Consider the following 13,670-nt stretch of genomic DNA (forward strand, 5'->3'; position numbering starts at 1 on the left):
CAATGCGTTATTTTCAGATTGCGGCGTAGTTTACGCCGCATAATTCTCTGATTCAATGATTTGACCATAAATAATTGTCTGGTCAAACCTCTGAGTGTGTGTTTTGTCTTTTATCGCTTATTTTCGCAGCGATTTCAAGTATGTTTAAAGCAAGTTCACAAATAATTCAATGTTTTTGAGGTAACTTACTTAACTTTATCGAGTAGCAATCTAGGTACAATAGCGATTAAACCATGTACATCGCGCCATTTACATGCAAAGTTTCGCCTGATACATACGCAGCCGCGTCAGATGCTAAATAACATACTGCAGCAGCAATTTCGTCTGGTTGGCCTAAACGCCCTGCTGGAACATTTGCAAGTGTTGCTGCTTTTTGCTCATCAGTTAAATTATCAGTCATGTCTGTTTGAATAAAACCAGGTGCGATTACGTTAACTGTAATACCACGTGATGCAACTTCGCGCGCAAGTGACTTAGAAAAACCAATTACACCCGCTTTAGCCGCTGCATAATTAGCTTGACCTGCATTACCCATAGTACCCACTACTGAGCCAATGTTAATAATACGGCCTTTCTTTTTCTTCATCATTGGACGAAGTACCGCTTTAGATAAACGGAATACTGAGCTTAAATTAGTGTCAATAATATCGTCCCACTCAGTTTCTTTCATACGCATTAATAAGTTATCGCGTGTAATACCTGCGTTATTTACAAGTACGTCAATATCGCCTAAATCAGCTTTTATTGCAGCAAGTGTTGCTTCAATAGATGCAGGATCGGTTACGTTTAATGCATAACCTTTACCATTGTCACCTAAGTATTCACTGATTTTAGCAGCGCCTGACTCACTTGTCGCAGTACCTGCAACTTTTGCACCTTGTGCAACTAATGTTGTTGCAATTGCTTTACCAATACCACGGCTGGCGCCAGTAATTAGGACAATTTTGCCCTCTAATGAAAATAAATTAGACATTTTATATACTCTTATTTAGCTGCATCAATTGAAGCGGCGTCGTTTACTGAGCCACAGATCATTGCTTTATCAATTCGTTTAGCAAGTCCTGTTAATACTTTACCAGGACCAAATTCGTAGCTTTGTGTTACATCTTGCGCAACCAAGGCTTGTACTGTTTCTGTCCAGCGAACTGGGCTATAAAGCTGACGTACTAGTGCGTCTTTAATTGCATCAGCTGACGTTTCAGCTTTTACATCAACATTATTAATTACATCACACTTAGGTGTATTAAATGTTAAAGCGGCTAAGTCTGCTGCTAGCTTGTCAGCTGCTGGCTTCATTAACTCACAATGTGAAGGTACGCTAACAGAAAGTGGTAATGCACGTTTAGCACCGGCATCTTTACATGCTTGCGATGCTCTATCTACTGCCGCTTTATGGCCTGCGATAACAACTTGACCAGGAGAGTTGTAGTTAACTGGAGATACAACCTCACCTTGCGCTGAGGCAGCACAAGCCGCTTTAATTTCTTCATCGCCTAAGCCAATAATAGCAGCCATTGAACCTACGCCTGCTGGCACGGCTTCTTGCATGTATAAACCACGGTTTTCAACAAGCTTTACGGCTTCGCTCAAGCTTAATACGTCGCTACATACTAACGCTGAGTATTCGCCTAAGCTGTGACCCGCCATAACAACGTCTGCATCAGGGTTAGCTGCTAACCAATCACGGTAAATAGCAACACTTGCAGTTAGTAATGCAGGTTGTGTGCGGTGGGTTTGATTTAATTTTTCTTCTGGACCATTAAGAACTAGCTCTGCTAAGTCGTAACCCAGTGCATTTGATGCTTCTGCAAATGTTGCTTTAACAATATCAGAACTCTCTAGTAGTTCTTGTAACATACCAACGCTTTGCGAGCCTTGACCTGGGAATAGAAGTGCAATTTTTTGTGCCATACTTTGCTCTTTTTAATTAAACAAATAAATAATGAAATACACGGCACATCAATTATTGATTAACCGCCGTGTCTTTAGAATGTGTGTTTTCGAAAATAGCGGCTATTTTATCAGGAAGTTGACGTTCAACCTCTTTTACCGCTTCATCAATTGCTGCTTGAAATGCTTTAGCTGACGCATTTCCATGACTTTTAACGACAATACCGCGCAATCCTACCAGAGAAGCACCGTTATACTGGTCGGGGTTCACCCTTTTATAGAGTTTTTTTATTATTGGGCGCAATATAAACGCCATACATTTATATAAAAGGTGCTTTTCGAGTGCGGTTGTAAACTTATTCATAATAAGCTTGGCAATGCCTTCACATGTTTTAAGTGCTACGTTACCAACAAACCCTTCGCAAACAATTACATCAGCCTTACCCGAAAAAATATCACTTCCTTCGCTGTAACCAATATAATTTATGTGTGGGCTTTGCTGCATTAATTGTGCAGCTTGTTTAATGTCGTCGTGGCCTTTAATGTCCTCAGCGCCAATATTTAATAAACTAACGCGAGGATTATCCAAACCAAGTGCTTGTCCAGCAACAATAGAGCCCATAATGCCAAACTGATAGAGCATTTGCGCATCACAATGCACATTAGCACCTAAGTCGAGTAAATATACTGGGTTTTTAAGCTCTGTAGGAACAGATGAAATGAGTGCGGCACGTTTAACACCTGGCAGCATTTTTAATACATAGTGAGCCATAAAAAATAGAGCGCCGGTATTACCTGAGCTAACACATGCTTGAGCCTCGCCCGATTTAACTAAATCTAGGGCAACACGCATAGATGAATCTTTTTTTGAACGCACAGCAATTGCAGGTTCACAGGCATTAGTGACTATTTCACTACAGTGACGAATTATGAGTCTAGGATGAGGTAGAGAATCGAGGGATTCGAGTTCTTTAGATATAACGTGTTCATTGCCACATAAAATGAGAGTTAAATTGGCATGAGCATTTACTGCACAAACGGCAGCAGGAATAGATGAACGGGGGCCGTAATCGCCCCCCATCATATCTAACGCTATGGTTAGATCTTTCAGCATATAAGTAATCTCTTATTTAGAAATTACTTGAACGCCTTTGTAGTAACCATCTGCAGTCACATGGTGACGACGATGAGTCTCACCAGATGTTTGATCTACAGTTAAAGTTGGACCACTGATCGCATCGTGTGAACGGCGCATGCCGCGTCTTGCACGAGACTTTTTGCTTTTTTGTACAGCCATAGTCTTCTCCTAAGAATCTTTCTTAAGTTGTTTCAAAATATCAAATGGATTAGGTTTATCATCTTCCGCCTTTAATACACCAAAGCTGGCAGGCTTTGCTGAATAACTGCATGAAGCTTCGTTGTGGGTAGCCACTAATGGAATTGCTAAAATTAGTTCGTCTTCAATTAAATTAAAAACGTTAACTTCACCATTTTCATCAAGCGCTACTTCATCGTAGTCTTCTGGAAAAATATCTAACTCTGTATCTTCACCTACTGGTGAATATGCAAAGTCTTGAACCAAATCCAACCCTAAATCACCATTACAACGTTGACAAATGACAGTAACGTGTGTGGACAAATTGCCTCTAATCACAGCGAAACCTTGATCATCGTTTTTGCAATGTATTTTTACCGCTATTTCACCTACTTCTTCCTGCACAACTTTCTCTAAACGAGTAAGTTTTTCAAGCGGTACAATTCCGTCATACTTTAAACGGTGCTGCGCTGCTTTGCCTGGATGAAGAGTGATGGGAATTTTCACCTTTTGCATAGGGGCTGCATCATATAGATAGTTAGTTTGTTAGTCAAAGTAAAAAACCATTTTTACTTGGTTTTTAACGTGTTTTACTCTCGGATCTGATTTATCCTAACTCAATCTGAATTATCGTAGGAAAACAGTCCGTGAAGCATCCACTCATTTTAGCGTCAAGCTCGCCTTTTAGGCAGTCTTTATTACAAAAATTTAATTTACCATTTGATACGTTTTCACCAGACGTTGACGAATCAGCACTTGAATGCGAAACACCTACCGAACTGGTTAAGCGTTTAAGTGAATTAAAAGCCTCAGCGGCTAATAAACACTTTAACAAAGGGTTAGCTATTGGATCAGACCAAGTCGCTGTGTTTAATAATCAAATTTTAGGTAAACCACATAATAAACAAAATGCCGTAAAACAACTAAATTTATTTAGCGGTAATACTGTAACATTTTTAACTGGGCTTTGTGTTTACGATATTGTAACTGGCACTAAAAAAACCTGCGTAGAACCTTTTAACGTGTCGTTTAAAACACTCAGTAATGCACAAATTAGCGCTTATTGCGATGCTGAGCAGCCTTATAACTGTGCTGGCAGCTTTAAAAGTGAAGGGTTGGGTATCTGTTTATTTGAAAAGTTAAGCGGAGACGATCCTAATAGCTTAATTGGATTACCATTAATTAAACTCAGCCAGTTACTGGCTGAGTTTGGTATTGATGTACTTACTGCTCAGGGTAAATAAATTAGCCAAGCAAAACCTGTTGCAGCTGCAGATAGTTATCTACTGTTGCAACAGGACTAAGCTTATTTAGCTGCTGTGCGTTGTGTACACCCATTGTTACGCCAATTCTATCCATGCCAGCAGCTTTTGCCATAGTCATGTCTATTTGAGTGTCGCCAATCATTACAGCGTCTTGAGCACTTATGCCAAGTTCTTCAAGTAATTGATACAACATATCTGGAGAGGGCTTTGATTGCGCTTCGTCGCTTGTACGTGTCGCACTAAAAAAATGCCTCAATTGACTTTGTTCAAGCAAACGCTCTAACCCACCCCTACCTTTACCTGTTGCAACCGCTAAAACAATGCCCTGCTCTTTTAAGGCATTTAAAACGCTGACGACATTAGCAAATACAGGCGTGGGAGTAGTATCTACACTGTATTGATATTTATAACCTGAAATTAACGCTTGGTGCTGCGCTACATTATCAGGAAATAAAACGTCAATTGCTTTTTCAAGCGACATACCAATAATATTTTTAATGGTTTCGTCACTAGGTGGCACTAAATTAAGTGACTCAGCGCTACTACGAATACAGTTAACTATTTTAGTGACTGAATCCATAACAGTGCCATCCCAATCAAAAATGACGAGCTTATATTTTTTAATTGGCGTCACTGCAATCACAGTTTTGCATCTCGTAATTTTAGTAATGTATTTTTAAGCGTTTTATCTAGCGGTGCTTCAATACGCATAGTGGTTTCGTTTTTAGGGTGATAAAAACTTAAATCATGTGCGTGTAAAAACAATCGGTTTAACCCAACTTTACGCATAGAATCGTCGAAACCCTGATCGCCATATTTGTCGTCGCACGCTATTGGGTGACCTTTACATTGCGTATGCACACGAATTTGGTGCGTACGCCCTGTAACAGGCGATGCTTGTACCAATGAGCAATCGTTAAAACGTTCAAGTACTTTAAAACGAGTATGTGAAGGTTTTCCCTCAGTGTTATCTACGCGTACTACGCGCTCGCCCGATTTAAGTGTATTTTTACGCAGCCCTTCGGTTACGTTTTTAGTTTTAGAATCCCACTGCCCTTCTACAAGTGCCCAGTAATTTTTTTCCATTGTTTTTTCGCGAAGTTGTTCATGCAATGCTGTTAACACCGAACGACGCTTCGCTATAAGTAAACAACCCGATGTATCACGGTCAAGCCTATGAACTAGCTCAAGGCTACGTTCCTCTGGGCGAAGTGCTCGCAGCGCTTCAATTAAACCATAACTTAAACCACTGCCGCCATGAACAGCCATACCTGAAGGTTTATTTATGACGATAAGGTATTTATCTTCAAATAAAATATCGTTTTCTAGGCGAGTTACTTTGTCTAATTTTGATGGAACAAATTCTTCACGCTCAGCAACTCTGATAGGTGCAATACGAAGTACATCTTCAAGCTGTAGTTTATATACAGGCTTAATACGCTTTTTATTAACGCGTACCTCACCTTTGCGCAAAAGTTTATAAATAGCGCTTTTAGGCACCCCTTTTAAATGGGTAATAAGAAAGTTATCAATACGCTGACCTAAATGGTCTTCGTTGATCGTGACATAAGTTACTTGTAAGTCGTTTTTTTCTGACATTGCCTAATCACTAATTTAAGTAAAATAATTTAGTTGCTAACACTGTAATAATAGTGGGATAATCAGCAGCGCAAATATTTAGTATTTGCAAATAACAACGGTGCTTTTTAACACATTAAAACATTCGTGATGCACATTCTGGGTAGCCGATCATACAGATCCGAGTTAAGTTTTCCAAAGCTTTTATGCCTCCTCAGTTAACACGTGCGATCAATTAACGGCAATGCGCGTAATATATTGCCGGTTAAGTTTGAACATGAAGCGATTTTTAACGTGCTAGAGAAAGCAATGAACAGATAATTTGTCTGATAGTGACGACGTAAAAAATGTCGTTCAGCACTAGCTCAATTATTGTAGTACTGTATAGCAGCTTATTTAGAACTAAAAAAATCTAATAAATAAGCGTTCATTAACATCGGCAGCGATTTTTGCTCTTAAAACGGATATTAGCGATACATCAGTATGTATTGCTCACCAACTTAATGAGCCCTACGCGCCTAATATGAATGATATTTAGCAAGATTAATATGACAGGTCGACTTCTGGGTAAAACTTGTAAACGTAGCTGAAAAGCCGACAGTTTTAGCACCATTAAGAATTTAATAGCGATAATAATTGCTATTGTTTGCCAGCATTTAAAATACTGCATACGAGAAACAGAGCCGTTCCGTTAAAGACCCAGTCGTGAGGCTGCACATTCTAAAAATAGGGACAACTGAACAGGCGAGTAAACATCGTCATGTCAGAGACATAAATAAGTAGAGTAACAATATGAAACGTATGCTAATCAATGCAACGCAGCAAGAAGAAATGCGCGTAGCACTGGTTGATGGCCAACGCCTTTATGATTTAGATATCGAAAGCCCAGGTCACGAACAGAAAAAAGCCAATATTTATAAAGGCAAAATCACTCGCATTGAACCATCTCTTGAAGCAGCATTTGTTGATTACGGTGCTGACCGTCATGGTTTCCTTCCTTTAAAAGAAATTGCACGTACTTACTTCCCTGCAGGTTACACTTTTCATGGTCGCCCTAACATCCGCGACGTAATAAAAGAAGGTCAGGAAGTAATAGTACAAGTTGATAAAGAAGAACGCGGCCAAAAAGGCGCAGCGTTAACTACTTTTATCAGTGTTGCAGGTAGCTATTTAGTTCTTATGCCTAACAACCCACGTGCTGGCGGTATTTCTCGTCGTATCGAAGGTGATGAGCGTACTGAACTTAAAGAAGCATTAGGTCGTTTAGAACTTCCTAAAGGTATGGGCTTAATTGTTCGTACAGCGGGTGTTGGTAAATCGTTTGAAGAATTAAACTACGATTTAAAAGCATTATTAGTACATTGGGAAGCAATTAGACAAGCAGCCGATAGTGCTAAAGCGCCATTTTTAATACACCAAGAAAGTAATGTAATATTCCGTGCGATACGCGATTATTTACGTCGTGATATTGGCGAAATTTTAATTGATAAACCACGTGTTTTTGAAGAAGCTAAAGCGCACATTGAGCGTTTTCGTCCTGACTTTATGAGCCGTGTTAAGCTTTATCAAGGTGACACTCCTTTATTTACGCATTACCAAATTGAAAGCCAAATTGAGTCTGCGTTCCAGCGTGAAGTACGCTTGCCTTCTGGTGGTTCAATTGTAATTGACCCAACTGAAGCACTAACATCTATCGATATCAACTCGTCTAAAGCAACGAAAGGCGGCGATATTGAAGAAACAGCACTTAATACTAACTTAGAAGCCGCTGATGAGATTGCACGTCAATTACGTCTTCGTGACTTAGGTGGTTTAATTGTTATCGACTTTATCGATATGACGCCTCCACGTCATCAACGTGAAGTAGAAAATCGTTTAAAAGATGCTGCTCGTCCAGATCGTGCGCGTGTTCAAATTGGTAAAATTTCACGCTTTGGTTTACTTGAAATGTCGCGTCAGCGTTTGCGTCCTTCATTAGGTGAAGCAAGCCAAGGCCCATGTCCACGTTGTAGTGGACAAGGTACTATTCGTTCAAACGAATCTATCGCACTTTCTATTCTTCGTTTAATTGAAGAAGAAGCAATTAAAGACAACACAGCACAAGTAAATGCACAAGTGCCTGTTGCCGTTGCTGCTTATTTACTAAATGAGCAACGTCGTAGTGTTCATCGCATTGAAAAACATCATAAATGTGACGTAGTGATTATTCCTAATCAACATATGGAAACACCACATTACGAAGTTATGCGTTTACGTAAAGACGAAACACTTGAAACGGTAAGTTACGGACAAGTTGTTGCGCCAGAACCTGAAGCATTTGAGATGTCAAAATCACCAAGTGCACCAGTACGTGAAGAGCCAATGTTAAAAGGTGTTGTAATGCCTTCTACACCGGCTCCACAAGCAGCGCCTGCACCAGTAGCTCAGCCTGTAGCAACAGAGAGTAAAACTGAAGGTGGCTTGTTTGAAGCAATCACTAAATGGTTTAAATCGTTATTTGCAAGCGAAACAGTAGAAGAGAAAAAAGAAGCTGTAGAAAAAGAGCAGCAAGAAGCGCGTAATAACGCTCGCCGTGGTAACGATAATCGTCGTCGTAATAACAACCAACGTCGTCGTAATAATAACCCGCGCACTAATAAACCACGCAATGAGCGCCCTGCAGCTGAAGAGGAAGTTAAAACAGACTCACCAGCAGCAACTAGTACTGAGACTCAAGAGAGAAGCGAGAACCGCAATAAGCGTCGTCGTAACCCTAACTCTCGTAAGCGCCCAGAGCATAAAAGCGAAGACAAAGATCAAGTTAAAGCTGAAGCTCCTGTAAAAGCAGAAGTAGAAGTAGAAACTGATTCTAAGCCAGCTCAAGCTGTAGAGCCTAAAGAGCAAAAGCCTAAAGTTCGCCGTCAACGTCGTAACATACGTAAAAAAGTACGTCTGCAAGATGAAAACGCTGAGCAAGCTAACTCAACAGAGCAAACACCTGAGCAAGCGGTAGTTACTGATACTCCACAAGTTCAAGAGCAAGCTCCTGTTGTAGAAAAGCAAACACAAGCTCCGGCAGAAAAAACAGCGCATATTAAAGAAGAAAAAGTTGACGTTGAAACTGTTGATTCTAACGATGAAACAGCAACTACAGAAGACGAGCAAGAGCAAACACGTACACGCTCACGCCGTTCTCCTCGTCATCTTCGTGCATCTGGTCAACGTCGTCGTCGTCCTGAAGGTGAAGCAGAAGTTAAATCTGATGAAGCCCCTGCATTTGTTCCAGTTGCTGATCAAGCAGCTGCAGAATATGAAGCAGAACTTAAAGCTAAATCTGAAGAAACACCTGTGGATGCAGCGCAGCAAATTGAACAAGCCGTTGCCGTTGAAGACTTAGCAAAAGTTGAAGCTGTAGAAGAGCCTGCTAAAGTTGAAACTCCAGTAGCAACTGAAGAGCCAACTAAAGTTGAAACTCCAGTAGTAACTGAAGAACCTGCTGAAGCCGAAGCTCCAGTAGTAACTGAAGAGCCAACTGAAGTTGAAACGCCAGTAGTAACTGAAGAACCTGCTGAAGTCGAAGCTCCAGTAGTAACTGAAGAGCCAACTGAAGTTGAAACTCCAGTAGTAACTGAAGAGCCTGCTAAAGTTGAAACTCCTGTAGTAACTGAAGAGCCTGCTAAAGTTGAAACTCCTGTTGTGACTAAAGCACCGCATGTGAAAACAGCGGTAACTCAAGGGTCTGCAAGTGCGCCAATGGCACAGCCTACTCCTGTAGCTGATAGCGAAGTAAAACATACATCTGTAGCAATGGCTCACGATAAGCGTGAACTAGTGCCAGACAGTGGTTTACGTGCGGGTTCTATCAAACCTGCTGGTCGTGCAAGTTCTGCAATGACTAAAACATTGAGTGTTGATTAATAACTAACACTTATTAAAAAGCCCTGCTATTTAATAAATAGCGGGGCTTTTTTGTTTACATGCTTTGAATAATTATTAAAGTTTCTTCACGCCCATAATAAGCAATTTATTCACAAAGAGGTTAAGAGACGCTGCGCTTTTAGAGGTAGTAATAAGGCTAAGTCTTGCTAATAAAGCATGGCTTGTGTTTACTCATTTACTCCTCTTTCACTTCTCTTTGTACAATAGATATTTTAGTGGCCTTGTTCCGATTCAATGAATTTTGATACCGATACAAAAAAGCGCGATATAAATATCGCACTCTTAAATCAACTTTCAACTAGCTCAAATGAGTTTACTCTTTTTCATTTTCCATAAAACGTTGTAGCTGATCTTTCAAGTTTGGCGGAATACCTTTAATCACTAGTGTATCGGTTGCTTCGTTGTACGTTACGCGCTCACCTAAGTGTTTACGTTCAAAACTTACACTTACACCCCCACCAAGGCCTGAGAACTTAACCATACTGGTAACTGTTTTTTTATCAACGGGAAAAGTTTCTTCCAAGTCATAGCTTTGCTCTTTGCAAAAACTATCAAACGGGCTGTCATCGCCTTTTGTAAGCGTTGTAGATAGATCGCTCACACTTGCATCTTCGCCTGTGGTTACGCAATCATTGCAGTAATCAAATACTTGTTTACGTAAATCGTCTTTTTCTGATTTATCAAACTGTTGCTCTGATAAATAATCCTCTACTGCGCTAAGCATTACTTGGCTTTGCTGTTTTGAATCAATACCCTCTTCACAGCCTAAAAAGTCTAAGAAAAAGTCAGCAACTTTACGACCCGCACGTCCTTTGATAAACGAAATATAACGATTATCTTCTGCTTGCGTATCCCATGCTGTTAAATCGATACGAGCAGCGAGTTGCATGCGAGAGATGTCTAAATGGCGAGAAGCCGCTAAATCAAGCTCAGAGGTCATAGAATAATGCTCTTTAATGTTAATCATCGCAATTAACATGTAATCGGTAGCAACATACTGATAATGACAAAATACTAAATAACCTGTTTCGCTAAATGCATACTTATCAAACTCTTCTTTTAAAACCGTTGAGGCTTGCTCGGTCATATGCCAAAAGCCTAACTCATTATTACGGTAGCTTTGCATTGCAGAGGCTACAACGCTGTTTTTATCACCACTGAAAGCACAGTAACCTTTACCTGGCTTGCCATTATATGCATGATGTAATTGTTCGATAAAAACGGCTACTTTATCGTTAATTACCATCTCATCATTTCGAAGGTGAATTTGCGTATCGTCGTCTTTTTTGTCTACATAGTGAACGACTAATTTTTTAACGTCTGTTGTCATCTTTGTTTTTCACGCCTCTAGTGTTAAAATACGAGAATATAACTATTTTATTGAACCAACTGATGCCAATCTTATCAAAATACTCTAATGAAGAAGTAGAACAAATCGTCGATCAGCTTATTGATGTGCTAACTAAACACAATGCGCCGGTAGATTTAAGCCTTATGTGTTTAGGAAATTCTATCACGCATATCTTAAAAGAGCATGTACCAACAGGGAAAAGACAAGCCGTAACTGAGAACTTTGCAAAAGCTCTATCACAGTCGGTTAAATAAACTCTATGAATTTATCGCAGCACAATCAATTTTCATCAAAAGCGAGTCAGCTATTAAGCTGGGGCCATTGGTTTACTTTTGCCAATATTGGCTTGGCGCTATTTATTAGCTTAAGCTACTTATTTGCCGACTCGCCACCAACAAGCTTTATGGGCATTACCTACATGCTAGTTACGTGGCTGAGCCATACTAGTTTTATAGCCTTCTTAGCATTTGTGCTGACGGTGTTTCCGCTTAGTTTAATTTTCCCCTACCCACGGCATATACGTGGCATGGCCGCTGTTATAGCCACACTGGGCGCATCACTGCTTACTCTTGATGCTTATGTGTATGTTAATTTGGGTTATCACCTAAGTATATCTGCCTCAGCTGAGATTATTTCTCTACTATGGCATCGCTTAACCAGTTCACCTGCTTTAACAACGATTTTAGCCAGTGGGATTGTATTAATTATTTTAGGTTTTCAGCTATTTGTAAGTAATTACACATGGCACCATCTTGAGCGCTTAAAACAATATAAATTTGCACGTTACGCAATTTCATTTTTAATCGTGTGCTTTTCACTTAGCCACAGTATTCATATTTGGGCTGACGCCAATCTAAACTTTGATGTAACAAAGCAAGATAATGTACTACCACTGTCATACCCTACTACCGCTAAAAGTTTATTAGCTAAAAATGACCTGCTTGATATAGAAAGCTATAAGCAAGCACATAACGTAAAAATTAATAACCAAAACATTAGTTATCAAATGCCAAGCCCGCTTGATAAGTGTGAAGACTACACACAAGCCAATGTAGATATTTTTGTATTTGAAACCGAGCAACAACTCGCTAAATTTGTTGCCGATAATAAAAACTTACACAAAACAGAGCAGTTTTTACAGCCAACTAATCACGACGATATGCTATTTAGCTTAGTGTATGGTTTGCCAGCTTTTTATAAAGCAGCAATTTTAAGAGATCAAACTCTTCCCGCATGGCAAAGTCAGCGCCGCAGCATTGAAGTAACCGGCGTGGAAGAACTTAGTTTTATAAATGATCAAGCACATAGTTCTAGCGCAATTAGAGTTATTAAAAGTAGCGATAACGCCGTTGTACGAGATGATAAAACACAGGTTTTTGCTTTTAGTCTTGCCAATAACAAGCAAGAAGTAGTAACAACATCAACTTTATATAGCTCCGACAAACGTATTTCTAAAGTAGATGGACTTATTCAACCTAGCGATTTAATTGCAACAAGTGTTGGCCAATATTTAAATTGTAAAGCCATTGCTAAGCAAACAATGCTGGGCGTTAATTTATACAAGAAAAAAGATGATATGGGCGTTAACTACTCTCAGGGTGTTGTTATAGCCTATAAAAAAGATAGGATTACCTTAATAGATTCAGATGGTAACTTTAAAAACATCTCTGCCGCTGAAGGTTTTTCTATTGAACAAGGTTTAGATATACCATTTTTAGTACAGAGTATTAAAAAGCTTAAAACCTTCACCCAATAGCCGTTATCCTAACCTAGCTTGATATACCACCAAGCTAGGTTATAGTTTTATATTGTTTTACTAAAAAATATAAAAATCAAGGACGGCATACATGTTTAAAACTTCTCGTTATATTCTCTATTCTAGCTTTTTACTTATCAGTTTTTTTAGCTTTAGCGATACCACTTACTACAAATGTGTAACAGAAAAAGGCACTGTCTTTTCTCAATTCCCCTGTGACGACGAAGCAACAACTTATAAAGTTAACACAACGGGTAGTCAGTATTCAGGCCCTCAAATTGATTACACTAAACAACTAAATGAGCTTGAACGTGAAAGACTCCTGTCAGGTTTACAGGCAGAGCTTCGCAGTAATAACCACAAACTAACAATACTTGATCGTAACAAGCAGCGTGCTGAATATAAACAACAAGAACGGTTAAATCATATTCTAGCCGTTGAAGATAAAAAGCGTATTACCAAAGACATTACTAAAACACTAAAAACAATTAATAAAGAGTACAAAAAAAACGTATTGGTTATTACTAAACAAATTAAAATACTCGAAAAAAAGATAGCTCAATACCAATAAATCACTCCAAAATAGTGAGTAATATT

Annotated in this window: 13 protein-coding genes; 5 read left to right on the forward strand and 8 right to left on the reverse strand. The window is 39.4% G+C overall.

The window, feature by feature from the left end:
- Positions 1 to 226 precede the first annotated feature (226 nt).
- The 5 genes from fabG to yceD are packed head-to-tail and all read right to left on the reverse strand — an operon-like array spanning position 227 to position 3,721.
- A complete protein-coding gene (gene fabG / locus I6F40_RS01365) occupies positions 227 to 973 on the reverse strand; it encodes a 3-oxoacyl-ACP reductase FabG (RefSeq protein ID WP_007585730.1) in 747 nt (248 codons plus the stop codon).
- Between the two features lie 11 nt (positions 974 to 984).
- Positions 985 to 1,911 (reverse strand): ACP S-malonyltransferase, encoded by a 927-nt coding sequence (gene fabD, locus I6F40_RS01370; protein ID WP_007585729.1) that lies wholly within the window; start codon positions 1,909 to 1,911, stop codon positions 985 to 987.
- A gap of 52 nt (positions 1,912 to 1,963) precedes the next feature.
- Positions 1,964 to 3,004, reverse strand: a complete 1,041-nt coding sequence (plsX, locus tag I6F40_RS01375; RefSeq protein WP_076923839.1) for a phosphate acyltransferase PlsX — start codon at positions 3,002 to 3,004, stop codon at positions 1,964 to 1,966.
- Between the two features lie 12 nt (positions 3,005 to 3,016).
- Positions 3,017 to 3,187: a 50S ribosomal protein L32 gene (gene rpmF, locus I6F40_RS01380; RefSeq protein ID WP_002962381.1), complete on the reverse strand. Its 171-nt coding sequence runs from the start codon at positions 3,185 to 3,187 to the stop codon at positions 3,017 to 3,019.
- A gap of 9 nt (positions 3,188 to 3,196) precedes the next feature.
- Positions 3,197 to 3,721, reverse strand: a complete 525-nt coding sequence (gene yceD, locus I6F40_RS01385) for a 23S rRNA accumulation protein YceD (protein ID WP_007585727.1) — start codon at positions 3,719 to 3,721, stop codon at positions 3,197 to 3,199.
- Between the two features lie 131 nt (positions 3,722 to 3,852).
- On the opposite strand from yceD, the gene I6F40_RS01390 reads away from it, so the two are divergent.
- On the forward strand, positions 3,853 to 4,449 hold the full coding sequence (locus I6F40_RS01390; protein ID WP_166376173.1) for a Maf family protein: 597 nt from the start codon (positions 3,853 to 3,855) through the stop codon (positions 4,447 to 4,449).
- A gap of 1 nt (position 4,450) precedes the next feature.
- Here I6F40_RS01390 and I6F40_RS01395 read toward each other — a convergent pair whose 3' ends face one another.
- A complete protein-coding gene (locus I6F40_RS01395; RefSeq protein WP_197192408.1) occupies positions 4,451 to 5,113 on the reverse strand; it encodes an HAD-IA family hydrolase in 663 nt (220 codons plus the stop codon).
- On the reverse strand, positions 5,110 to 6,069 hold the full coding sequence (gene rluC, locus I6F40_RS01400) for a 23S rRNA pseudouridine(955/2504/2580) synthase RluC (RefSeq protein WP_010554171.1): 960 nt from the start codon (positions 6,067 to 6,069) through the stop codon (positions 5,110 to 5,112). Before rluC ends, I6F40_RS01395 begins: the two co-directional genes overlap by 4 nt.
- A gap of 771 nt (positions 6,070 to 6,840) precedes the next feature.
- On the opposite strand from rluC, the gene rne reads away from it, so the two are divergent.
- Positions 6,841 to 9,945, forward strand: a complete 3,105-nt coding sequence (rne, locus tag I6F40_RS01405; RefSeq protein WP_166376172.1) for a ribonuclease E — start codon at positions 6,841 to 6,843, stop codon at positions 9,943 to 9,945.
- A gap of 334 nt (positions 9,946 to 10,279) precedes the next feature.
- Here the strand turns inward: rne and yejK are convergent, their stop codons facing one another.
- Complete coding sequence (yejK, locus tag I6F40_RS01410; protein ID WP_166376171.1) at positions 10,280 to 11,296, reverse strand: nucleoid-associated protein YejK; 1,017 nt, start codon at positions 11,294 to 11,296, stop codon at positions 10,280 to 10,282.
- A 62-nt stretch (positions 11,297 to 11,358) separates the two neighbouring features.
- On the opposite strand from yejK, the gene I6F40_RS01415 reads away from it, so the two are divergent.
- The 3 genes from I6F40_RS01415 to I6F40_RS01425 all read left to right on the forward strand — a co-directional run bounded on the left by I6F40_RS01415 (position 11,359) and on the right by I6F40_RS01425 (position 13,644).
- Complete coding sequence (locus I6F40_RS01415) at positions 11,359 to 11,571, forward strand: DUF1414 domain-containing protein (protein WP_007375276.1); 213 nt, start codon at positions 11,359 to 11,361, stop codon at positions 11,569 to 11,571.
- Positions 11,572 to 11,576: 5 nt separating this feature from the next.
- A complete protein-coding gene (locus tag I6F40_RS01420) occupies positions 11,577 to 13,073 on the forward strand; it encodes a DUF3413 domain-containing protein (RefSeq protein WP_166376170.1) in 1,497 nt (498 codons plus the stop codon).
- Between the two features lie 91 nt (positions 13,074 to 13,164).
- Entirely contained in the window at positions 13,165 to 13,644 is a 480-nt protein-coding gene (locus I6F40_RS01425) for a DUF4124 domain-containing protein (RefSeq protein WP_166376169.1), read from the forward strand.
- The last annotated feature ends 26 nt before the right edge of the window (positions 13,645 to 13,670 follow it).

The organism is Pseudoalteromonas sp. SWXJ133, assembly GCF_015864365.1.
Classification (GTDB): Bacteria; Pseudomonadota; Gammaproteobacteria; order Enterobacterales; family Alteromonadaceae; genus Pseudoalteromonas; species Pseudoalteromonas arctica.